Origin of the sequence: Fulvivirga imtechensis AK7 (assembly GCF_000331535.1) — a bacterium.
Lineage (GTDB): Bacteria > Bacteroidota > Bacteroidia > Cytophagales > Cyclobacteriaceae > Fulvivirga > Fulvivirga imtechensis.
In genome coordinates, this window is sequence record NZ_AMZN01000070.1 from 92,746 (window position 1) to 117,111 (window position 24,366).

The following is a 24,366-nucleotide window of genomic DNA, read 5'->3' on the forward strand; positions in this document are numbered from 1 at the left end:
TTATTCTTTCTTTTTTTCAAAAAAGCTTTTAGGCCGGAGTATTTTCCTTGTTTCATTCAAATTAAGAATCACATAGTCCGTTGAGTCGATTCTGCCCATGATCTGCCGGTTGTCTGGCAAAACATCATAAACCTCCAGGGTATGTATTCTGCCGGCAACATCTGTCACCTGTACAGACGCCTGGGGTATGGCTTTAATAATTTGACTATACTGCTCTTCCTCATCTTCATTAAGATAGTCATTGACGTATAAAAGGGAAACGTCATCCAGGAAGTCAGTAAGCTTAGTCGTGTCAGTTGCTGTTAACTGACTAATCTTATAAAATGAATTACCATAGACTACGTCAAAGCTATTCTCCTCCCTACCAGGATAGATCACCTTCACACTTTGCAGATTGGCCCAGTTGATATCGAATGCCACGGGATTTCTCCATCCGTTTTTGTCTAGCTGGTATATGCCCGCCAAATAGCTTCTATATCCTGGTATCTCTACAATATATGCAGGCGACTCCGGTGACTCGGCAACATAGGTCAGTCGACTCTCCTCCTCTCCATAAACATAAAAATCATGCACTTTATCATCTCCCTCAAAAAACGCTACTTCCATACCATCATTTTTAAAACGCTCAACGATAACTCCTTGCTGCTGTTTAGCCACCCTCCTTCTCACCCTCATTTGTTTGAGAATAGCAAACAGGACACTAATTCTTTGAGGGTCGGCTTCATACTGCCCATTGACTTTCCATTGCCTGCCGTTGTAAATAAGCTCTACGGTATCATTGTTTCCTGTAAAGGTAACTCTATTTATTGCTGAGGGATTTTCATAGGCAAAGATGCTGCGACTGATCTTCAGTTTGTCTTCCGGGCGAGTTGCTAACCAGGCCAACATTGTGGCCAATATTAAAGCAACTAGTAAGCCTAAAAGCTTAATATTTCTACTTCTTTGCATACCCTTTAATTCGTTTCAAAACCAGTGTACTTTCTCTTTCTCAGGTAATATCTGATCGCTCCATAAACCACAAGCAACAGTACTGGCAATACCAGATTTATCAGTTGCCATTTTGTTTTATCGCGGCTCACCTCTACCTTATCCAGAGGCCTTAATTTAATCTCTTTATTTCTGGCCGTGATCAGACCCGCATCGTCCACCAAATAAGTGATCGCATTGATCAGAAAATCCTGGTTGGCAAATGTATTTTGAGTAAAAGGATAGAATCCCAGGGGCTGAGGATTTCCCGTTCTAGCGTTGATCTCGTTGCGGGCGATATCTCCATCGCTGACCACCAAAAGCTTGGCGCCCTCAACTGCCTCTGCCTTAAAGGGTCTTTCATCAACACCCTCTGGCTTAAACCTGTTTTTATATAGAGATTCAAATCTGCCTTCCAATAAAAAGCTTACCGGCAAATGTTTTTTGTTCAGCATTTCCGGTGACAGGTTCTTCCTCAGGTCCTGAACAGACACATTAACAGGCGCTGTTACTGATCGCGAATATTGCGAAGTGAACATGAGTGGCGTCTTTCTTACTCCCCTGGCTTTCACCGTATCCATCGTGCTGGCGAATCGTAATAGTACGGCTCCCATATTCCGCGTAATGGCATGATCAGAATGATGATTAATTATGGGATAAAAAGGCCAGGGTTGCAGCTTGATCTGGGGTTGATTGCCAATGTTGCCCACTACAACAGGGTACCCTGCCGCACTGTTGTCCTGGATAAGATTGTTGTTGAACCTTATCCCATATTTAAATAGTTGATCGTCAAGATTAATTTCGTAAGGAAATGCGTAATTGAAAGCAAGTGAGGCGCTATCCATATCTGCCTGAAGTTTGTCCAGCAATAACAGGGCTTTTCCTCCATTCATTAAGTATTGATCCAGATAGTATTTTTCTATCTCTGTGAAGGGGGTTTCAGGCTTGGCAATAATAATAGCGTCATATCCTTCGATGTGTTGCTTAAGATTTTCCTTACCCAGATCATACGTCTGGGCCAAAGCTGCTGTAAAGCCGGCCATTTCAAGGGAATCAAGCTCGCTATGCCCTCGTATAATGGCGATTTTCTTGCGTTGTAATTCTGTAAGACTTCTAATGGCTGATGCCAGCTCGTATTCAATACCCTCTATCGACTGATTGAGCTTCTCCTCAGCGGTGGCAGCCTGGTTACCCTTGAGGAGCATCACACCCGCCTCCGCCCCTCCGTAGGACACAATAGCCCCTGGGAAGATCAGCTTTTCAACACGCTCACCATTCCTCTCGTCAATAATATTCGTGGGCTGGATACCCTTTGCCATTAATCCTCGCATGAATTCACCACGAGCCTTTTCACTCATAGCTGCACCCGGATCATTAAAGGTGTATTGGATATTATCCCCTGAATAAACCCTAAATTCCTCGAGGGTTTCCCTGATAGATCGCTGTAATCTTTTGAAACCGGAATTCAGCTCACCCGCCAGAAATATTTCTACATATACAACGTCATCCAGGTCGCGTAACATTTCTTTTGTGGGCTCTTTAATAGAGTACCTCCCCTCCTCGGTCAGGTCCACCCTGAAAAAAAATGAGGACGCTAGTATATTGATCAGTACTATTAATACCAAGCCAATAAAAAAGCGAAGAAATGCCTCTAATTTTCTACTGTGCAGATTTACCATTTTCTACTGCTTAGAATTAATTTTGTCAACAACAGCATGAGTATGATCACACTCAGAAAATAAATAACATCCCGTGTATCGATCAACCCCTTGCTCAGTGAGTTATAATGATAGATGATACCAAGCTGTTCCAGAAAGGCTGAAAAAACACCCCAATCGTTGATAGAAGCGATCGATTCAAATCCTGAATAAGTGATAAAGCATAAAAACACAGCCACTATAAATGATACGATCTGATTGGTACTAATAGCAGAAGCGAAAATACCTATGGAAGTAAAAACGCCCCCTAAAAGCAGTAATCCAATGTAGGAACCCATAACACCGGCTGTATCAATATTACCTATAGGGTTCCCAAGCTGGTAAACAGACCAATAGTAGATCAGGGTAGGTACAATAGAAAAAATCACCAAACTAACCCCTGAAAAATATTTCCCAAGGATAATCTGCCAATCGGAAAGCGGTTTGGTCAATAGAAGCTCTATGGTGCCCGACTTTTTTTCCTCGGCAAACATACGCATGGTGATAGCTGGTATCAAAAACATAAATACATATGGACCTAGTCTAAACAAGGTCTCCATATCGGCATAGCCATACTCTAATACTGATGTTTCCGGAAACACCCACATCAACAGGCCAATGCCTGTAAGAAACACGGCAATAACAATATATGCAATAAGAGAGTCCAGAAAGCTGTTCAGCTCTTTAATAAATACCTGGATCATTGATCTCCTCCCTGTTTTGTAAGCTCATGAAAGATGTTCTCCATGGTTATTTCCTGCTGTTGCAGCCCTAGCAATGTATAGTTATTATCTGAGGCATATTTAAAGATAGCCGGGCGCACATCGGCCTCTGCATGCGCTTTTATTAAATATTTATTTTTTGGCTGCGATTCCACTGTAAGGATACCTTCGATGACCTTAAGCCTGGCAATATCAATCGCCTCCGCAAATTCAGCACTGATTATAGCCACTTTGGTTTGTGAAGTTTTCAGTTGGTCGATGGCATCGTCAGCCACTATTTTACCCTTGTTGATCACTACTACCCTGTCACACAATGCCTGTACTTCCTGCATGATGTGCGTTGAAAAGATCACGGTCTTGTTCTTACTGATACTTTTAATCAGGCTCCTGATCTCAATGATCTGGTTAGGGTCTAAACCTGTGGTAGGCTCATCCAAAATCAGCACCTGTGGGTCATGGATAAGAGACTGAGCCAACCCAACCCGCTGACGATACCCCTTGGAGAGGGCCTCTATCCTCTTATTCTGCTCCCGGGTAAGGCCACAAAGCTCGATCATCTCACCAATCCTTCCTTTAAGCTTACCGCCTTTTAGCCCATGCAGCTTTCCTATAAACCGAAGATACTCCCTTACGTACATTTCCAGGTAAAGAGGGTTATGCTCCGGCAGGTAACCAATGGTTTTTCGAACTTCTTTTGATTGCTCCACCACATTATAGCCACTTACCTCTACCACGCCTTCATCAGGGGGTAAGTAACAGGTAGCAATTTTCATTGTGGTGGACTTACCCGCACCGTTGGGCCCGAGGAACCCCAGGATCTCGCCTTCCTGAACATTAAATGATATATTATCGATGGCCTTTTGTGTACCAAATACCTTTGTAAGATTTTTGACCTGTATCGACATAGCACTAATTGAACGACAAAACTATTAAGATGATGTCAGTATGGCAAAGTTTTTTTTAGTTCTCCATTTACTAGGGTTCGCAATTCTACGTTTTAAGTCCTCCAAGGTACTAATTCGTGTTTGTAAGAAAACTCTAAGTGGCTTTAAGAAAATGTCAAGGTCAAGGCTTGCGAAGGGCCAAAAAGCGGAGTCCCGTACAGTTGTTACAGTTGTCGGAATGAGCATATTTGGGGCGAGCGTTGGCGTTTTCTCACAATTTACCTCCATTCTCCTTTCCGTAGGTATGTAATAATAGAAAATCGCTGCAATTCCTTCCCTGGGGCAAGCTCTGAGGCAAACCCGGCGGAGAGGCATAGCAACCAAAAAAGTTTCCTTAGTGATTCTTAGCTAATTTTAAAAAAATTGTAACCTTTTACTTCATGGTGTATCCAATGGCAAACAAACCTATAAAACTATGATATACGGAAGTATTGTCCTGTTTGCTCTGGCCGCTGTCTTAGGATTGATCATTGCGGCTGCTATTTTTAAAGGTAAAGAGACACCCAAGCCCGCTGTCTATGCGCATGGTGCTATCGCAGCAATTGGGCTCGTATTACTGGTGCTTTACGCGCTGCAAAATCCCACAAATTATCCCCAGGTAAGCCTGATTATTTTTGTGATAGCCGCATTGGGAGGATTTTACCTTTTTGCAAATGACATGAAGAAAAAACCAGGTCCAAAGCCAGTTGTTATCATTCATGCTCTTGCCGCTGTAACGGCCTTTACTTTATTGCTGTTATTCGTTTTGATGTAACTATAAATGTATATCAAAAAACATCCACTGCACCTGATGCTGGTTCACTTCCCTGTGGGACTGCTACCTATGGATCTTTTCTGTAGTATATTGGCTTTAAGAACGGATGACCGCACATTTCTATTCGCAGGTTTTTATGCGCTGGCCGGCGCTGTTGTGTTTGGCTGGCTTGCAGTCATTACAGGTACTATTGATCTGATAACATGGAAAGGTAACGATGCCAAAGAAGATCAAAAAGTAATAGGCAAAGGCCTGATCCACGGGGGTATTCAGATCATAGTGATCATGATATATACAGGCTTGGCCTTTCTGGAGAATTATCCCTATCTTGAATATCCCGCTACAGGTGTGGTGGTAACAAAAACAGTTTTGGTAATGTCAATGTTCATTGGCAATTATTTCGGTGGTGAGCTGGTATTGAAGCATTTGATTAAAAAGAAAAGTAACGGGAGGCAATAGTGAAAGAAGTTGATATTTTACAGGAAAGCTCCGACAATGCAATTATTCGTAGGATAGTTAATGGGAGCAAGCATGAATTTGAGCTTCTGATACGCAGGTTTAACCAGCAACTATTTCGCATTGGAGTAGCATACCTGAAAGACGAGCATGACGTACAGGATGCTATGCAATCTGCATATCTCAAGGCATATGAAAAATTACCGTCTTTTCGTGCCGAATCAACATTTTCCACCTGGCTGATCAGGATCATGATCAATGAATGCCTGTTGCTTATCAGAAAAAATGAGCGCCAGGAACCACAGCAAAACCACGACTACCTCGAAACTTACGAGCCGGATGGCGCACAAGCATTAATTACCACCGAAATGAAAGAGATCCTCGAAAAAGCAATCCTCACGCTGCCGGAAAAATACCGTGCAGTATATATTTTCAGAGCCCTAAACGAATATTCCACTCTCGACACGGCCGAATACCTCGGGCTGACCACAGAAAATGTAAAAGTTCGATTTCACCGGGCCAAGCAACTTCTCAAAGATGAGATCCTGAAACAGACCGGCACCATTGAAGCATTTTCCTTCCTCGGCAAACGATGCGAAAAATTAACCCAGGCTATGATGAAGATGATTAGGTGATTATTATTGGTTATTGATTAATGGTTATTTGTTTGTTGAGTGACGGAAATAAGTTGACCGTTTTACGGGGTTAAAAACAAACTCAGTATAATGGCAAGAACAGAAGAATTTCTAAAGAAGCTTCCCAACGAATAAATCGTTATTTTAGAACCGAAACTCCAAACATCAAACTTCAAACACAAAACGGTTAACAGTAAAACTTTTCGTCAGAACTTTTGTGCTATAATTAGATGTTTATAATTTTTGTGATTGTTTTGAAAAAATAGGACTCATGAAAAAGCTTCTGACTTTATATTCAGCACTACTGCTTTTCACTTTTGCCCAGGCCCAGGAAGGTTATAATATAGATTTTAAAGTTGAGGGTCTTTCTGATACTACTGTCTATCTGGGTAATTTTTTTGGTGAAAGCACTTATGTAAAGGATACTGCCCACGTCAATAGTAAAGGTGAATTTTCCTTTTCAGGTACAAAAAAGCTGGAAGAGGGCGTCTATTTCCTGGTATTAAATAAAACGCGCCTTTTCGATATCATGGTGAGCGATGATCAGCATTTCAGCATGACAACCACTCACCCGGAATATGTACCAAATATGAAAGTGACAGGGGACGCAGAAAATGAAGTGTTTTTTAAAAACCTGCTATTTAACAGCGCCAGAAATGAAGAAGCTCAGCCTTTTGTAACGGTGCTTAGAGACAGTACCAGCACAGAAGCTGCGAAAGCCGCTGCCAAAGAAAATCTCGAAAAGATCAACCAAAAGGTCATTGCTTACCAGGAAGGTATTCTGAAAGAACGCCCGAAAAGCCTGATGGCTAAGGTTATAAGAGCCAACAAGCGTATTGATATCCCTGAGGCGCCACTTCTTCCCGGTGGAAAGGTGGATTCCACCTTTAGCTACCGCTACTATAAGGCTCATTATTGGGACAACTTTGATCTTTCCGATCCAGCCATGCTAAGGCTTTCGGAGCCTATGTACAGAAAAAAAGTGGAAGATTACCTGGACAGACTACTTATCCAGCACCCGGACACACTGACAAAGGCTATTTTTCAATTGGCAGACAAAGCCAAGAGCAGTAAAGACACCTATAAATACCTGGTTTGGACAGCAACGATCAAATACCAAAACCCTGAGATCATGGGGCTGGATGAGGTATTTGTTAACCTGTACGACAAATATTTCGCCAGCGGTGAGATGGACTACTGGGCCAATGAGCAATTGAAAAACAACCTGAAAGAAAGAGCCGATCAATTGCGACTAAGCCTGGTAGGCAAAAAGGCCCCTAATCTGATCATGCTTGACGAGAACCTGAGAGCGCAATCACTACACGATCTGAAAAATAAATATACCATCATCTATTTTTATGATCCCGATTGCGGTCACTGCAAAAAGGAAACCCCGAAGCTGAGTGACTTCGCTGACAAAACTACGTTTGACGTTGGCATCTATGCGGTGTCTGCAGATACTTCAATGGCCAAGATGAAGAAGTACATTAATGACATGAATATGAGCAAATGGATAACAGTGAACGGCCCGAGAACCTACACTGAGCATTATCAAAAGCTTTATGATGCATTCACCACTCCAACTATCTATGTACTTGACAACAGAAAGACCATTATTGCCAAGAAAATACCTGCTGAAAGGCTGGAAGATTTCCTAACAAGATATGAAGAGATGGAGGCCAGGAGAAAAGAAGAATAATAAACCATAACCTTTCAGGGCCAACACCCGTTTTAAATTGTAAGGTCAATAACAAAACAATAACAACATGTCTTTTATTAACAAGCTATTCGGAAAGAAGAAGAAGGAATTCAGGGCTACCTGTGATATCAGTAAAGAGCCAGTCGAAAAGGGTTTCGGCTACCTGCTCACTACATCACAAATTGTATCATCCAAAAAATTCTGGGATAATGTGATGACAGAACCTGAGACTATGTCTTACACGATATCCCATTTCAAAAATCAGGATAAGACCGCTACACAGATGCGGAATATGATCTTTGAAAAGTATAGCAACTCCGACAAGTCGTGGATGATCTCTGACTCGTACATCCAACTGTTTGAAGTAGATAGAGAAGAAGCACGAAAGCATGCCCGCAACTGGTGGGAGCATGACGGCAACTATTCTCTTGAAACCTCCGGCACAGCGGTAGAGACCATGAAGGAGGAAGACTACAGGGAGATGCGTAAATATGCCGTGATGGAAGCCGGCAGAGAAAGGGTGGCATAAGCCACCTTACCAGTAAAATTCACAAAAACACAGCATCCTTCGTTTCGGCAACCACACCATATTGTCGATGAATCTGAAATTAAAGTGAACCTGCTGCCATTCGTAGCGTCTTATATTGCGCTTGCCACTGGGTAATGCTAAAAGACGCCTAATCTGTTTATTAATTAGCGTCTCTAAGAAAACGTCAATGTCGGCGTTATCCCAAAAATGCTCTCGTACCCCAGTACGCTGCGCTTTTTGGCATTTCATCCCGCTGTTTGGCGGGAACGTTTTCTTACAGACACCAATTAACGGATTTTAAGCAGTCTAATCACTGAAAATTTTGATTCACACATGAAAATAATTCTGTTTTCCATAGGAACAAGAGGTGACATGGAGCCTTTTCTCGCTATCGCTCAAATCCTGAAACAGCGAAACTATAACGTCATTTGTGTTTTTCCGGAGCAGTTTCGAAATGTTGTAGAACAGGCCGGGCTAGCTTTTGAAGGGTTTGGTAAGCACTTTCTCGACCTCCTGGAAAGTATGGAAGGCAAAAAGCTCATGGGTGCCCAGGGTTCGTTTTTTTCGCGCATAAAAACGATCATGAAAATCTCAAAGGCCATGATGAAAATTCATAGAGAGCTGATCGAGGCACAATATGAGATCATTGTACGGGAGAAACCCGACAGGGTTCTCTACCACTCGAAATGTCTGTACCCGGTAGTATGGGGCATGGCCAACCCCGGAAAGGCCATTCTGGTGAGTCCGCTCCCCTGTATTTTACATGAAACCAGGCACCGCTCCGTATTGGGAATAAAGGGCAATGCTAATTTAGGGCCAGCCCTCAACAGATTCAGCTATTGGTTGGCAAATACCGTTCGCTCTTTTGTTATTCATAAACAAACCAAGTCTTATCAAAAAGAATTGGACGGAGTAAAGTTCTCACCTATCAGGATCAAAAAAGCATTGCTTCACGATACAAAGACCTTTTACACTTTTTCTCCCAGTCTGTTTCCCAAACCGGACTATTGGCCACCACAGGCTGAGGTGGTTGGTTTTTACGAATTTGAAAAGGCTACAGACTGGCAACCTGGCACAGCGTTAACAGGTTTTATCAACAGATATAAAAAAATTGTTTTTATCACTTTTGGAAGCATGTCGAATGCAAAACCAGCAGAAAAAACAAGCATTATTATTGAGGTACTAAGAAAACATAAGATCCCCGCTATAATCAATACATCGTGGGGAGGTTTGATCGCTCCACCTCACTACCCTGACCATGTACATTTTGTTGAGAATATCCCCTACGACTGGGTATTTCAAAAGATGTATGCCGTGGTTCACCACGGTGGATCCGGCACAACCCACACTGCCCTCAAGTACGGTTGCCCATCGCTGATCACACCCCACATTGTCGATCAATATTTCTGGAACAGCCTGATATCACAATTGCGGCTTGGCCCGAAAGGGAGCCCTATCAACAAGCTCAATGAGCGTAATTTTGAATCACAACTCCTGGACCTATTGAATAATACTGTTTATAAAGCAAACGCCATCAGCATGGCAGAGCTTATGAACATGGAAACAGATAAAGAGGTGCTATTTAAAAAAGTAGTGGCTGAGAACAATATTGAATAATTTTCAAAAAGCAGGATCCAAATTTTAAAAGACGCTAATTCTGGCTTTTTATCTACCTGGAACAATAAAACCATTATGATTTTTAAAGAAAATTATACTTATTGTAAGGTATGAAAACAGTATTTGAAGAAGATTACCTTATCTGCCACTTTGACGAAGAAAGCAAGGTATTGCATCATATCTGGAAAGATAAAGCCAAAGGCGACAACTTCCGAAAGGGTTTATTGAAGGTATACGACACTTACATAGCCCTTAAAAAGGACCATCCGGGCCTGCATTGGCTGGCGGATACCAGAAAGCTATCAGTATTGCCACTAGCCGACCAACAGTGGCTTGACGACACCTGGAATGAGCTTCTGTTTGTGCAGGCCGGAGTCAAAACTCATGCTGTGATCATTGGTGATGATGCGTTTGCCAAATATGCTATGGAAAAATTTAAGAACACCATGAATAAGCGCTACGCCAGCCAGCAGATTAAGCTAGAGACCTTCGTTGATGAGCGAGAGGCCTATGATTGGTTTAAGAAGCTAAATCGTGAAGGTTAGGCTAGCCTCTGTCTGGTTGCTTCGGCGAAACTGTGAACTGCGAAACTGCGAACCGTGAACTGAAAACTATTTCCTTGGCTTCAACGGCCTCACTTCAATATCTACATGGTGGTAGTTGGCCTGTGATTCCAGGCAGTGGACAATGGTACTGGCTATATCTTCAGGCATCATCATACCATCGTTGATGGTTACTGAATCTATTTTATCAAAGAAGTTGGTTTTAACTGAGCCCGGGTAAACGCATGTGACCTTAATACCGAAGTTTCTCAGCTCCTTGTACATAGCATGTGACAGTCCCATCACGGCATGTTTTGTAGCGCAATAAGCGGCCATATTAGGAATACCGGTATTACCTGCTATTGAAGAAATATTGATGATATGTCCTTCATCATTAGCTTTCATTTGAGGGATTACCAATCTGCTACAATAGAAAATACCATCTACATTAGTTTCAAACATCTGATGCCACTGGTTTACTTCTATCTTTTCAATTCCACCCTCGAAGCCCAGGCCGGCATTGTTTACCAAAATAGCAATATCCACCCCCAAATCGCTGATCGTAGCATCATATGAAGCATTTACTTCTTCTACGTTTCTCACGTCCGTTTTATAGAAGTAATAATTGTCATGCTCCAGGTTGGCATTGGTCCTGCCCCACCCCGCTACTTTGCACCCTTTTTCTAATAGTGTCTTCACCGTGGCCAAACCTATTCCTTTACTTACTCCGGTTACTATAGCTACCTTATTCTTTAACTCCATTGTTACTTAGTTTTTGTAAGAAAACTCTAAGTGGCTTTAAGAAAATGTCAAGGTCAAGGCTTGTGAAGTGCCAAAAAGCGGAGCGTACTGGGGTACGTGAGCATTTTTGGGACGAGCATAACGCAGACATTGGCGTTTTCTTATAGACACTACTTACTTCTTTCTATGGTAAACTGCACCAGTTGGCTCAACGAAGTTTTATAGACGGAGTCTTCAAACTCATTGAGAATATCCAGCGCTTCTTTGTAGTACTTTTGCATCACTTTTTCAGCATATTCCAATCCCCCTGACTCCTTCACAAAATGAATAATCTCATTGATCTTCTTCGTGTTGTCATTGTGATTCCGTACGAGATTGAGTATTCTCCGCTTTTCAAGCCATGAAGCCTGAGCCAGGGCTTTGATAAGTGGCAGTGTCATTTTCTTTTCCCTGATGTCAATACCCAGAGGCTTGCCCACTTCAGCCTCCCCATAGTCAAAAAGGTCATCTTTTATCTGAAAAGCCATCCCTACTTTTTCGCCAAACAACTGCATTTTTTCTATAGTACCATTCTCCTGACCGGAAGATGCCGCCCCAACACCACAACAGGAAGCGATCAGTGATGCCGTCTTTTGCCTGATGATCTCGTAATATACTTCCTCATTAATATCCAGTCGTCTTGCCTTCTCCATTTGCAATAACTCCCCCTCACTCATCATTTTTACGGCATCCGATACTATTTTAAGGAGGTTATAATCACCATTATCCACAGATAGCAAAAGCCCTCTGCTCAACAGGTAATCACCTACAAGCACTGCTATCTTATTCTTCCAAAGGGCATTTACTGAAAAAAAACCACGTCTGTAGTTGGCATCATCCACCACATCATCATGCACAAGAGTGGCGGTGTGCAGCAGTTCGATCAGCGATGCTCCCCGGTATGTCGATTCTGAAATACCCCCGCAGGCGCCTGCACTAAGAAAAACAAACATCGGACGCATCTGCTTGCCTTTGCGCTTTACGATATAACTCATTATTTTGTCGAGCAACAATACCTTGGTCTTCATAGACGCACGGAATTTCTTTTCAAATTCCTCCATCTCTGAAGCTATAGGAGCCTTGATATCTTTCAGTGTTAAAGCCATGGGGGACTAATGAGGTACAATAATACTGACGAAATCACCCTAATCAAAATATATAAATGACTAACTCTGTGAAATTATTTGACAATATTACCCTTACCAGCAGCCACCATTCTAAAAAAATATTGACTGACATCAGGTACATACCTGATCACAGGAAAAAACCGGTCATATTGTTCATACATGGCTTTAAAGGTTTTAAAGATTGGGGGCACTTCAATCTCATAGCAGACACAGCGGCAGAAGAATGTTTTATATTCGTGAAACCAAATCTTTCACACAATGGCACAACTCCTGAAAATCCGCAGGATTTTGCAGACCTTGAAGCCTTTAGTGAGAACAACTTCAGTATTGAACTTGATGATACAGGCACCGTAATCAACTATCTGTTTTCACAAGATTGTGTTGTACCCCCTTCTGAAATGGATCTGAATAAATTATTTTTGATGGGGCATAGCAGAGGCGGTGGCCTGGTGCTGCTGAAAGCAAAGGAGGATCGAAGGATAAAAGGTGTTGCTACCTGGTCTGCAGTAGACGACTTTAACAGATGGACTGACAATCTGTTAAAAGGGTGGAAAGAAAATGAGATTGCCTACGTATATAACAGCAGAACAAAACAAAACATGCCTGTAAAGTACCAGATTGTGGAAGACCTGAAATCAAACCATGAACGCTTACATATATCCAATGCGGTGAAAGTCTTGCAAATCCCGTTCCTGATAGTTCATGGTAGCCAGGATGAGACGGTAGGAGTACAGAGTGCCAGCTATTTACATAAATTAAATCCACAATCAGAGTTGTTGATCATAGATGGCGCCAATCATGTACTGGGAGGCGCCCATCCATATTATCAGTCAATTTTGCCCGATCATACACAAACAGCACTGAAACAGACACTGAATTTTTTTAAACATATCTAGGAATAATGGAGCTCAAAAACATATTGAACAACGAATCTAAGTTGATAGAATACCTTATTATACCAATGATCATATTGGTTATAGCTTTTATATTTTCTAAAATCTTAAGATTGATCATGAGTAAATTTGTAAAAGCCGCTTCCTCCAAGCTGAATGTAGACCCTACGAAATATAATTTTTTAAAAAATGCGGTAAGTTTTATTGTTTTTATGATAGCTATTATAGTCATTTTTCAAAGTATCCCTCCTCTGCGTGCTTATGGTGTAACACTCTTTGCGAGTGCTGGTATTCTGGCAGCTATTGTTGGTTTTGCTTCTCAATCTGCATTTTCCAATATCATCAGCGGAGTATTTATAGTGATCTTTAAGCCTTTTCGCGTTGATGACATTATAAACATTGGTGAATTACATGCCGGTGTGGTGGAAGACATAACGCTTCGTCATACAATCATCAAAAATTTCGAAAACAGAAGAATAGTGATCCCAAACTCTATTATCAGCGAGCAGACCATTACCAATTCTACTCTTACAGAAGATAAGGTCTGTATGTTTGTATTCATGGGGATCAGTTACGATTCGGATATCGACTTAGCCATGAAGATCATCCAGGAGGAAGCAGAGAAACACCCTTTCCAGATTGATAACCGTAGCCAGGAAGATGTTGATAAAGGCATACCCGAAATTATTGTCAGGCTAATCGGCTTCGGTGATAGCTCTGTCAACCTGCGGGCCTCAGTATGGGCAAGCAACCCGCGCGATGGCTTTGCCATGAAGTGCGATCTGCACAAATCGATCAAAGAAAGGTTTGATCAGGAAGGTATAGAAATACCTTTTCCGTATCGTACAATTGTTTATAAAGAAAAGAAAACAGAATAGCTATGCAATTACCCAGATTATCCAAACTCCCCAAACTCGCAGGAATCCGCAACTCTCAGGCGAAAGCCGGACTACCTCCCGGAACACTGATATTTGTGGGTGATAAGGTAAGTGACAAGTCGCAGGTAGATCTGATCGCTTATAACGAACATGAGATAGAGGAGTACAGCAGTCAAAATACTGAGCAGATCATCGGGCGACTGGACAAGACCAAGGTAAACTGGGTAAATATCGATGGCTTGCATAATGTTGATCTCATTGAGCAGATCGGTGAGCACTTTCACCTCCACCCTTTGTTGCTTGAGGATGTACTTAACACAGAGCACAGACCCAAATCTGAAGATTATGCGGATCATTTATTTTTTGTGTTAAAGACTCTCTACAACCTCACCGGAGACTCTATAACCTATGAGCAGATCAGCTTCGTGCTGGGCAAAAATTACCTACTTTCATTCCAGGAAAAAGAAGGTGATATCTTTGATGGTTTTAGGAACAGACTCCGGCAGATCAATAATAATAAAAACCGGGCGCGAAAGAAGGGGTCCGATTACTTATTTTACCGGCTTATTGACACTGTTGTAGATGGATATTATTCTATTCTCGAGAAAGTGGGAGAGCGAATAGAGATACTTGAAGATGAAGTTTATGACAATCCTAGCAGAGCAACCTTAAAAAAGATACAACAACTAAAAAAAGAGCTTGTTTTCTTAAGAAAATCAGTATATCCTTTACGAGAAGCTTTGAGTAAGGTGACTAAAGGAGAGTATTCTTTTATAAAAAAAGACACTCTTCCCTTTTTTAGTGACGTGTATGACCACACCATTCATGTGATAGAAACAGTGGAAACTTATCGGGATCTGGTAACTGGTGTGATGGATATGTACATGACCAGTGTTAGCAACAGGATGAATGAGGTCATGAAAGTACTGACGGTAATAGCGACCATTTTTATTCCACTGACCTTCATTGTGGGGGTATATGGAATGAACTTTGAGTATATACCGGAGCTGAGTTGGAAATATGGATATTTTGGCACCTGGGGAGTAATGCTGCTGATCTGCATCGGTATGTTGATGTATTTCAAGCGTAAAAAGTGGTTGTAAGAATTTTACCAAGCCGTCTGAAGGATTAACCCTATGCCTGCCCCGGTGCCCAGCTTCGGGAATAAAAATCCGGTAAAATCATCGCAATGTATTCCCAATCGTGTTTTGCGAATTCTTACACCCATTAAGCCTCCTATGGCGAGATCATTAAAGCCACCCCAGGAGCTACTTATACCTACAAAGAAGGTTTTTAATATCCTTTGATTATAGCCAATGCTAATTCGCGGTTCACGCGTTACCCCCGGTAGTTCGGAAAATCCCTTTACCAAAGTGATGAAAATATTACCAGGATTTCGTTCGGGGTCATCGTATACAAACCTATATGAATATTGCAACATCAGCCGTGTGCCTAAAGCCATTTTAAAGTTTTTATCAGTTACCACCTTATTATCAAAAATATTAGCCACACTGTCAGCATAGTTACTCAGGTCTTCAAGATCCCGGCGGGTAAGCCCGGAGTAAAGTATAGTGTTATTATCGTTAAAAACTTTAGTTTCGTTAAAAAAGGTTATGGAGCCAATGTCGCTGACACCCACATCAAAGTAATGTCGCTTTTCATAGCTCATGGTTATTCCCACATTGCCTCCCCATCCATGACCGCGCCCCTTAAAAAAGGAAAAATTTTCGATGCCGGATGTATAAATACTATAGTCATAATCCAGTTGCAGGTAGTCACCGTTTTCTCCTGTGGTAAAAAATAATTGATTGGCAGGCATATAGATCGCTGCCAGACCGTAATAAAATTTTAAAGATGCACCACCTCGCAATCTCAGATCTCCAACTCTGAGTATATCCATGGCGCCAGCAAAAGCAAACTCTCTAAAATAACGGGCATCCAGAGATACCTGACTTAGATCCACCCGCTGCCCTTCAAACTGTGCATTCCCTTTCCATGCCAACTGCAACAGTGACTTCGGGTACCGAAAACTGGCAGACATCCGATCTGTAATGCCAAAACCAATAGTTGCCCTGTGACGGGTATGCGTTAATTGATAAGCGATGCCAAGCAACATGACATCCTGACCTGCTCCAATAATATTTTCCCTGTCCAGCTCACCTATAAAAGTACCAATATCGGTATCTGTAATGCTACCTTTATTCCTGATATCCGTAATGGTGGCATAAGACAAAGATTTATTGGCGATCCATGCTTTGTAGTTAAAGCCCATCATCATCCGGTCTTTACCCAAGTGCAATGTCGATGGCAAAAACTTAGCTGCTGAAATGGAGCCTCTGTAGCCATAATGCAACTGAAGATTATTCTGCCCCCTGGAAAAGGTTACAATAAACAAAACACATGAAATAGTTACTAATCCCCTGACCATACTTATTCATTTTTCAGCACTACCCGAAAGTCTCCATTCATTTTTAGGTTCACCCGTGAGTCGGAGAATATTTTTACTTTCTGCTCACCAGATGTGTTGAGTACAAAAACTGGTTGTGCGTAACTGGCCATATTGAGATGCTCTACAGCATCATTATCAAGAGTGATCACAAATTTCACCTCTGATGGCCTGATGACCCTTCCCTGCTCATCGACCTCACCTGCCGTGATCAGCCTGCGCTCAACAAAAAGAGAGTCCAGCACATTTTTTTCATCATCCATAAAATATACTTGCAGTAGAAGTTCCACCGGCAACATATTAGTGGCCACTGTTATCAGGTCGCCACTAAGCACCTCTGAATAGCTGTTTTCAAAGGCAACATCAAGGTCCAGGGTATCGGTGAAGGTGAGCTCATTGGCTTCAAAATTAAGCGGAAACTCGGTTTCTATGTACCCGGATACTATGCTTGTATCCAGGGCAAATTGTGACAGGTCCTCTTGCGCTGTTCCGATCCTAACGGGAAAGGAAAAAACGATCTCTGATGGAAGCAGACTCAAAAAATCATCAAAATTTGGTTCGTTATCTTCGTTAAGTTCGATTTTGCTCAGTTGGTTATGGCCTGGCGTATGGGCTGGCGCTACGGACACCTGTTTAAGAGAATTCCTGATAAGTACTGCCACACCCGGATGAAGTTTAGAATTTGTACCTCTCACGTAAAGATCATTATTATCAATCAAACTGACGCCCGTCCCCAATTCATTATGCACATATGCTGTAACTGTCGGTGAAGAAAAGTTTATTGTACCACTTACCACATGGTCGAAAAAATCCACTTCCAGGCCGCCATTAAGCAGGTGCTCGTAACTACCCAGGTAACCAAAAACAGCAGATGGTCTAATATTGGATATTTCCAGTGAACCGGAAAGAGGCTGTGAGAAGTCTACGGTAACAGGACCATTACTCCCTGGTGAAGAAATGGAAAATGAAAAAGCAATTGTGTTGGCCAATGCCTGCCCTCCATTGCTCATGTCGATCTCAGTGCCTTCCAAGGCTATATCCACTCGCTGATCAGTTTCCATATCTATACTTTCCTGTAATGGCTGTCCATCCTGCATCGCTGAATTAAATGTGATATCTAAAGCTACCGGAAAATTTGTGGTCTGGTCCATGACAGCTTTGATATTGCCATCACTAATATGAATTGCCGTAAGCTTCGCTCCATAAGGCAGTACAAAAGAGGTTGCATATTGCTGAGTCTGGGCAGCGAAGGGTGGAATGACCAATGTAGCTTTGGCCAACCTTAAATCAGTAAGGGATAGCCTGAAACCCAGACGATCACCGGCAGTAATAGTTCCTTCTGAAGTGCCATCTGAAGATATATTGCTGACAACAACTTCTAATTTATTTCCAATGCGTTTTCCTGCCAGCGAAGCCAGCGGAGCAATGGTATACTCAGACTTAGCTGCTAATGAAGAAGCTGCCACATGAGAAACGACCACACTGCCATCGTCACTATTAATAATTTCAATTTTAAGACCGGCATCTATACTGAACGGGAACCCATTCTCTACAGTTAATGCTATTTCTCCTGATTCAAAAAGCGCCTCGATAAAATATTCGGATATATCAGCCGCATCAGTGATCTCTTCTACATGAAAGGGGGGTACATACACATTTGAGCCCTCAGGCAGCTCTAGTTCCTGCGCACTGATACCAGCCTCAAATTCGAAGTCATCTATCCCATTGGGGATGCCGGGAAGCTTGAAATCAACCTTTTTATCCGGGATTTCCAGGTAGTCTTTTAATCTAAAACTATCTCGGTGACTTAAATATACTATTGACAACGCCCCGGAAGAGTCTTCTTTTAATTTTAAATCCTCATTGAGCACAATATCACTTATACTAAAATCAGCATTTATCAATGGCAGCAGTACCTCCGATTCCCAGGCGGGAAGGTCTATTTCCCTGGGATCACACCCCTGCAATAGTATTATCAAAAACAAGACACATATTTTATATGCTTTCATCTCTTATTCTTTAATTTTAGAAAAATAAAACAATTTAGTCTTTCATGAAAACTCTTCTTACTATTCTCATTTACATTTTATCCGGCACACTGCATGCTCAGAGTGACAAAATATCTAATAATGAGATCAGAAGGATAATTGAGCTTAAACAATACAACATTGATGGGGAATTGATGTTTTGCAAAAAAACATTGCCTGAATTCTACTTCGACAGGGCCTTCAAACCAGCCTGGACCAATGATGACAATATTTCAGAGCTAATAGAGCAGATCAAGCTGGCGGAAAACGAGGGACTAAATACTTCAGATTATCATTATGAGTATTTAAAGACCAACTATACTGGTATGCATTCCTTAACTCCTGAGATGGATATTCTGCTCACAGATGCATATTTATTATTCGCATCGCATTTAATTGCAGGAAAGGTAGATCCGGTAACCCTAAATGCGGAGTGGAGGGCCACCCGAAAGGAAACTAACTTAAAAAAACTGCTTGCCGAGGCGCTGGATAATATTGAAATAGCACGAAGCCTCAACAGCCTTAAGCCCACCTATAAAACTTATGTGCGGTTAAAAAGCGCACTCAAGTCTTACCGGAAAATAAAATCCAACGGAGGCTGGCCCCGCATCCCAGAAGGGGAATCAATAAAACCCAAAGCCACTGATCCGAGAATACCTCTTATCAGGAAAAGACTGGCTGTCACAGGCCTTCTTGCTCATGAACCGGTTGCAGACTCGCTTGTTTATGATGCAGAACTTGAAAGCGCGGTAAAAGTATTTCAAAAGAAAAACGGTCTGGAAGCGGATGGTGTCATTGGGAAAGGCACCTTTAACGTGATGAATGAAACTGTGGATAAGCGAATACAACAGATAATTCTAAATATGGAACGCTGCAGATGGCTGCCACTTGACATGGGGGCGCATTACATTTTGGTAAACATAGCCAACTATGAGCTGGAAGTAGTAAAGAACAATGAACTGCAATTGGAAATGGATGTAGTAGTAGGCAAGCCATACCGCAAGACGCCCGTCTTTAGCCAAAAAATGCTCTATATTGTTTTTAACCCCTACTGGACTATACCCCCTACCATTTTACACAATGATATCATTCCTGCTGTTAGAAACAACTTAAATTACTTACGCAAAAACAACATAAAAGTAATTAAAGGAAATACAGAGATCGATCCGTCTTCAATCAATTGGGCTGAAGCAAAACCGGGTAATTTTCCATACCAGCTCAGGCAGGACCCCGGGCTGGATAATGCTCTTGGGGTGGTGAAGTTTATGTTTCCTAACCCCTACAATGTATACATGCATGACACGAATCACCGGGAACTTTTTAGTAAAACCGACCGGGCGTTGAGCTCAGGCTGTATCCGGCTTTCCCGCCCTATAGATCTGGCTGTTTATCTGCTAAAAGACCATCCGGCAGAATGGACAGAGGAGCGGATCAATAAGGTAATTGGAAAAGATAAGAACTATACCGTTATGCTGGCAGAAGAGGTAGATGTACATATACTATACTGGACAGCTTTCGTTGATGAAAACGGATCGATTAACTTCAGAAAAGATATATACGACAGGGATGAGGTACTATGGCGCGCTCTGCAAAAGTCTCCGCCCTCTATTTAGCGTTTGTAAGAAAAGTCTAAGTGGCTTTAAGAAAACGTTCCCGCCAGAGGGTGGTACGAAGTCCCAAAAAAGCAAAACGCACTAAGGTATGTGAGCATTGTTTGGGACGAGCGTAACGCGGATATTGACGTTTTCTTAGAGACACTATTTAGCATTCATTTTCAATTTCTTCGTCCTTCAGATCTTCATTATCACCGTTCTCGAACTGTACTGTTCTACAGCAGATAGTTGCTGCTTTCAAGCATCTCATAAGCATTCGCTTCATTAGCCAACACAGACTTTTGGAGGTATTCTTTATCCGGATAATAGATAAATAAACAACTATTATTGGCTAATTTACCTATTAACTCCTTATGACCATCTATTGGAATAGACGGACACCCAAAGCTACGACCAATGCGTCCATACGCCTCTGTATACGACTTATCTACATAGTCTGCACTGTGCATTACCACTGCTCTTTTACGTGCATTGTTGTTAAACCCCGGCTCCATACCGTCTAGTCTGAGAGAAAGACCATGTTTCCCATAATAGGTCTCTGCTGTCAAATAAAAGCCCAGACTACTGCTATTCGAATTAGGTGTATTAGAAAATACTTTAGCAAACTCGTTGCCCGTGTTGCGGCCATGGGCTACCAGTGAGTGGTAGACGACCTTGTTCTGCTTAATATCTATTACCCACATCCGCTTTTTATTGGAAGAGAGGCGAAAATCTATCAGTGTCAAATATTTCGAATTAGACAGCTTATTCTGCTTTTTTAGGTTAAGGTAACCCACAATACCTCTTTTATATAGTTCAAAATCCGGCTTTTTGCCTTCATATTTAAGGAGGTTGTAAGTACTCTCAACAAAACTGGTTAATAACTCACTTTTTTCAGATTTGGGATCAATTGCGAAAATACTGGCTGATGAGATAAGTAGCATACTCGCAATAACTAAAACTTTCTTCATAGAATATCGGTTTTTCGTTTGTTTTATAGTTAATTAAGCTGCCAACCTTGTGACCAACGTAAGGAGTAGAAAAAAAATTTCATCACCTTTATTCAAATTCTAATTTCTTCGGAAATCAATACTCAGTTTGTGTAAAATTATGTACATAAAATACTCGTGTCTCAACCCGCAAATCACCTTATTTCGTAAATAATAACGCTGGCATGCCTTTTTCATTATGTTCGGCATGTTGGCAAAATATTCAAAGAACGCTTTCGGCTATTTCATTGCATTTGCATTACTACTATTTATACAATGCAGCCGTGACAGGACACCAAGTACATCTAAAATAAATTCATTAAGCACCAGGCTGAATCCTGCAGATACTTTCAGCCATCACTTTTCAATGGAAGAGCCTCAGGTCGTCAGGGATCGTAGTAAGATCAGAGATAAGCTATTTAACTTTCTGGATACGCTTTCTATATCGGTCTATATTCATGATGACCATAATAGAAAACACATTGAAAAGGAGCTAAGAGAATTTTACCGGCTCAATAATCATGATTTGTACTGGTCAAATGGCATAAAGCTGCTACCCACGGCTGATTTTATGCTCAATCAGCTACTGCTAGCTGAAACACATGGACTGGAATCAGATTATTATTCTGTATCTAAGCTTTTGAACCTTCAGCAAAAGGTATTTGAAAAAGATAGTGAACCTAATGTACTACAGATCATTCATCTCGACATCCGTCTTTCTATTGCCTATGTCACCTATGCCTGGCATCTTCATAATGGTGCTATCAACGCTGAAAATGTTCCCGGCCGATGGGTCATCAACAGTAAAAATGCTTCGGTAGCAAGTATATTGGCAACTAATGGCATCAATGAAGCGCTAAATATGCTTGAACCAGCCCGACACTATAAACTATTAATGAAGGCTTTAGAGAAATACAGACAAATAGCTCACGAAGGAGGTTGGTCCACATTGCCTCCCGGCACCGTTTTAAAAATAAATGATTGCGGGCCAAATGTACTTATTCTAGGTAAGCGACTAAAGGCTACGGGAGATCTGCGTGAGAAAGAGCCACTACAAGACTCTCTGTTTGATTCCCAACTAGAAAATGCTGTTAAAAGATTTCAACACCGCCATGGTTTAACAGTGGATGGCGTAGTTGGGAAAACTACACTGGCAGCTTTAAACATTCCTGTCGAGCAAAAAATCGATCAGATACTAATCAATCTGGAGCGTATGCGATGGAGATCCGGTGACAAAAATGATCGATATATTGAGGTAAATGTGCCTGAATATAAGCTGTATGCCTACGACAAGGGTGAAAAAACCTTGGAAATGAAAGTGATAGTTGGCAAAGAGAAAAGTGCAACACCCATTTTTAACGACACCCTGGAATACCTTGTTTTTAGTCCGAGATGGACCATTCCGAAGAGTATTCTACATAAAGAAATTATACCTGCTATCGAAGCCGACCCTTCATACCTTGCCCGATGTGGTTATCAGCTATATGATAGCTGGGATAACAATGCCACACCATTAAGCACAGACTCTGTGACCTTAGAAACCCTGGCAAGATGTGAGGTAATCCGCATTGTGCAGCCTCCGGGACCTAAAAATTCGCTTGGACAGGTGAAGTTTATGATGCCCAATAAAATGAATATCTACCTCCACGATACTCCTGCCGACTATCTGTTTCTGCGGGATCAAAGGGCATTTAGCCATGGATGTATCAGATTAGAGTTTCCCGAACTGCTTGCAGACTACTTGTTGAGCGAATGGGATCTTTCAAAGGTGTTAGAAACGATGAACGAACCGGAGCCCTTTTATGTCAATCTGAAGGAAAGGGTGCCTGTATACCTGCTGTATCAGACTGCCTGGGTGGATAGCATTGGACTTGTAAACTTCAGAGAAGATATATACGACCATGACAAACTACAGCTAGCGCAGCTAAAAAATAGAAAAAAGGAATTGATGGCAGGAATCTAATCGCAGAACGGGGGAGAAATGATTAAAACGGAAAAAAATTCACCATAGAATCGGTAATGTCACACCCATCAAAAATTAGTACTCTAAAAACTGACCGCCCTTTTTTTAAGCATTTTATATCGAACTCACGTTATTTAAAATAAATATCAACTCAAATCCTCCGGGTCAACCACCTTTTCCCTTATCAATTCCCGCATCACGATCTCTGTCATATCACTTTTGAAGGCAAATTCATAACGGATATCCGACACATAAGCCTTGAGCCTCATTTTCAGATATGAGCGCCTTTCCTTTACTTCATTAAAAAAAAGGACCACAATAGGCTTATTCAAAAATACAAACCTTGACACCTGAGCTGCTTCCATTGCAATCTGACGTACCTTATCTGTGTCTACTGTTATGGGCAGATATATTTCTGCCACTACCTGACAGTTGGTTTCTCCGCTGTTAGAGTTCGAAACTGAAGTATTCATGATCTCGCTGTTAGGTACAGTTACCAGCGAATCATCCGGGGTAACAATACGGGTGGACCTCAATCCTATTTCCACTACCTCACCATAATGTGAGCCCACCTCTATCTTATCGCCTACCTGAAAAGGCCTGTCAAATAATATCATGATCCCCCCGAAAATATTCTTTAGAATATCCTGAGCAGCAAAGCCAACAGCTATACCCACTGAGGCGGTCACGGCCAAAACAGTGGCAATAGGTGGATGAAATACTCCAGCTATAATAATAAAAATAATAAAGAGCCAGATGGCGATATTAATAACCGGTATCAACCCCTTGATGGTAATCCTGTATCTCGGGCTTTTCTCTGCCAACCTGCCAAGAATAGAATCCAAAAACCTGACCAGGATATAGCCTGCCAGCATGAAGACCAGTGACCAGAATATCTTTCCTAGTGAAATAATATCAGACAACTTAGGCACCTCTGTCATTTTCTGCTCCACTCTGTCTACCACGGAAGTATCCTGAGGAGGTAAAGCGCTACTATCGCCATTGGCAACAACAATTACCTTCGGCACAGTATCTGCCTTTTGGCTTTGAGAAAGAGCCGGATGAAATGCTACCAGTATCAACCAAAGTACTGCAAATTTTGTCTTCACT

Annotated in this window: 22 protein-coding genes; 12 read left to right on the forward strand and 10 right to left on the reverse strand. The window is 41.8% G+C overall.

Translation table 11 applies throughout. The features are described from left to right. Genes C900_RS20095 through gldA form a run of 4 tightly spaced genes read right to left on the reverse strand, consistent with a single transcriptional unit; the run spans position 1 to position 4,290 of the window. Positions 1–948, reverse strand: coding sequence for a DUF4340 domain-containing protein (locus C900_RS20095; RefSeq protein ID WP_083867541.1), 948 nt, complete (start codon positions 946–948; stop codon positions 1–3). A gap of 5 nt (positions 949–953) precedes the next feature. Then, positions 954–2,645 carry a gliding motility-associated ABC transporter substrate-binding protein GldG gene (gldG, locus tag C900_RS20100; protein ID WP_009582028.1) on the reverse strand — a complete coding sequence of 564 codons (1,692 nt, stop codon included), beginning with the start codon at positions 2,643–2,645 and terminating at the stop codon, positions 954–956. Beyond that, complete coding sequence (gldF, locus tag C900_RS20105; protein ID WP_009582029.1) at positions 2,639–3,367, reverse strand: gliding motility-associated ABC transporter permease subunit GldF; 729 nt, start codon at positions 3,365–3,367, stop codon at positions 2,639–2,641. Before gldF ends, gldG begins: the two co-directional genes overlap by 7 nt. After that, positions 3,364–4,290 carry a gliding motility-associated ABC transporter ATP-binding subunit GldA gene (gene gldA / locus C900_RS20110; protein WP_009582030.1) on the reverse strand — a complete coding sequence of 309 codons (927 nt, stop codon included), beginning with the start codon at positions 4,288–4,290 and terminating at the stop codon, positions 3,364–3,366. Before gldA ends, gldF begins: the two co-directional genes overlap by 4 nt. 454 nt (positions 4,291–4,744) lie before the next feature. Between gldA and C900_RS20120 the strand changes: the two genes are divergently transcribed. The 7 genes from C900_RS20120 (at position 4,745) to C900_RS20155 (ending at position 10,564) form a co-directional block, all read left to right on the forward strand. Further along, positions 4,745–5,083 carry a hypothetical protein gene (locus tag C900_RS20120; protein ID WP_009582031.1) on the forward strand — a complete coding sequence of 113 codons (339 nt, stop codon included), beginning with the start codon at positions 4,745–4,747 and terminating at the stop codon, positions 5,081–5,083. A gap of 6 nt (positions 5,084–5,089) precedes the next feature. Further along, complete coding sequence (locus C900_RS28735; protein ID WP_009582032.1) at positions 5,090–5,542, forward strand: DUF2231 domain-containing protein; 453 nt, start codon at positions 5,090–5,092, stop codon at positions 5,540–5,542. Continuing rightward, positions 5,542–6,174, forward strand: coding sequence for a sigma-70 family RNA polymerase sigma factor (locus tag C900_RS20130; RefSeq protein ID WP_009582033.1), 633 nt, complete (start codon positions 5,542–5,544; stop codon positions 6,172–6,174). The genes C900_RS28735 and C900_RS20130 overlap by 1 nt, the downstream gene beginning before the upstream one ends. Positions 6,175–6,445: 271 nt before the next feature. Further along, positions 6,446–7,873: a redoxin domain-containing protein gene (locus C900_RS20135; RefSeq protein ID WP_009582035.1), complete on the forward strand. Its 1,428-nt coding sequence runs from the start codon at positions 6,446–6,448 to the stop codon at positions 7,871–7,873. Between the two features lie 67 nt (positions 7,874–7,940). Beyond that, entirely contained in the window at positions 7,941–8,402 is a 462-nt protein-coding gene (locus C900_RS20140) for a hypothetical protein (RefSeq protein ID WP_009582036.1), read from the forward strand. Positions 8,403–8,735: 333 nt separating this feature from the next. Continuing rightward, a complete protein-coding gene (locus tag C900_RS20150; protein ID WP_009582037.1) occupies positions 8,736–10,019 on the forward strand; it encodes a glycosyltransferase in 1,284 nt (427 codons plus the stop codon). A 110-nt stretch (positions 10,020–10,129) separates the two neighbouring features. After that, positions 10,130–10,564: a hypothetical protein gene (locus C900_RS20155; RefSeq protein ID WP_009582038.1), complete on the forward strand. Its 435-nt coding sequence runs from the start codon at positions 10,130–10,132 to the stop codon at positions 10,562–10,564. A 66-nt stretch (positions 10,565–10,630) separates the two neighbouring features. Here C900_RS20155 and C900_RS20160 read toward each other — a convergent pair whose 3' ends face one another. Together C900_RS20160 and C900_RS20165 are read right to left on the reverse strand one after the other, a co-directional pair. Then, the gene (locus C900_RS20160) at positions 10,631–11,323 is read right to left on the reverse strand and encodes an SDR family oxidoreductase (protein WP_009582039.1); all 693 of its coding nucleotides are present in this window, start codon (positions 11,321–11,323) and stop codon (positions 10,631–10,633) included. 149 nt (positions 11,324–11,472) lie between these two features. Next, positions 11,473–12,447: a polyprenyl synthetase family protein gene (locus tag C900_RS20165; RefSeq protein WP_009582040.1), complete on the reverse strand. Its 975-nt coding sequence runs from the start codon at positions 12,445–12,447 to the stop codon at positions 11,473–11,475. Positions 12,448–12,515: 68 nt separating this feature from the next. Here C900_RS20165 and C900_RS20170 point away from each other — a divergent pair, with 68 nt between their 5' ends. The 3 genes from C900_RS20170 (at position 12,516) to corA (ending at position 15,342) form a co-directional block, all read left to right on the forward strand. Next, complete coding sequence (locus tag C900_RS20170) at positions 12,516–13,364, forward strand: alpha/beta hydrolase family protein (RefSeq protein WP_157494094.1); 849 nt, start codon at positions 12,516–12,518, stop codon at positions 13,362–13,364. Positions 13,365–13,480: 116 nt separating this feature from the next. Further along, the gene (locus C900_RS20175) at positions 13,481–14,239 is read left to right on the forward strand and encodes a mechanosensitive ion channel family protein (RefSeq protein WP_245558460.1); all 759 of its coding nucleotides are present in this window, start codon (positions 13,481–13,483) and stop codon (positions 14,237–14,239) included. A gap of 2 nt (positions 14,240–14,241) precedes the next feature. Next, on the forward strand, positions 14,242–15,342 hold the full coding sequence (corA, locus tag C900_RS20180) for a magnesium/cobalt transporter CorA (RefSeq protein WP_009582043.1): 1,101 nt from the start codon (positions 14,242–14,244) through the stop codon (positions 15,340–15,342). A 5-nt stretch (positions 15,343–15,347) separates the two neighbouring features. Here corA and C900_RS20185 read toward each other — a convergent pair whose 3' ends face one another. Together C900_RS20185 and C900_RS20190 are read right to left on the reverse strand one after the other, a co-directional pair. Then, complete coding sequence (locus tag C900_RS20185; protein WP_009582044.1) at positions 15,348–16,667, reverse strand: DUF5723 family protein; 1,320 nt, start codon at positions 16,665–16,667, stop codon at positions 15,348–15,350. 2 nt (positions 16,668–16,669) lie between these two features. Next, entirely contained in the window at positions 16,670–18,694 is a 2,025-nt protein-coding gene (locus C900_RS20190) for a hypothetical protein (protein WP_009582045.1), read from the reverse strand. Between the two features lie 44 nt (positions 18,695–18,738). Between C900_RS20190 and C900_RS20195 the strand changes: the two genes are divergently transcribed. Beyond that, complete coding sequence (locus tag C900_RS20195; RefSeq protein ID WP_009582046.1) at positions 18,739–20,325, forward strand: L,D-transpeptidase family protein; 1,587 nt, start codon at positions 18,739–18,741, stop codon at positions 20,323–20,325. A 215-nt stretch (positions 20,326–20,540) separates the two neighbouring features. On the opposite strand, the gene C900_RS20200 is transcribed toward C900_RS20195, so the two are convergent. Continuing rightward, positions 20,541–21,275, reverse strand: coding sequence for a murein L,D-transpeptidase catalytic domain family protein (locus C900_RS20200; RefSeq protein ID WP_009582047.1), 735 nt, complete (start codon positions 21,273–21,275; stop codon positions 20,541–20,543). Positions 21,276–21,501: 226 nt separating this feature from the next. On the opposite strand from C900_RS20200, the gene C900_RS20205 reads away from it, so the two are divergent. Beyond that, complete coding sequence (locus C900_RS20205) at positions 21,502–23,256, forward strand: L,D-transpeptidase family protein (RefSeq protein ID WP_185113983.1); 1,755 nt, start codon at positions 21,502–21,504, stop codon at positions 23,254–23,256. A gap of 146 nt (positions 23,257–23,402) precedes the next feature. On the opposite strand, the gene C900_RS20210 is transcribed toward C900_RS20205, so the two are convergent. Further along, complete coding sequence (locus C900_RS20210) at positions 23,403–24,365, reverse strand: mechanosensitive ion channel family protein (RefSeq protein ID WP_009582049.1); 963 nt, start codon at positions 24,363–24,365, stop codon at positions 23,403–23,405. Between the last annotated feature and the right edge of the window lies 1 nt (position 24,366).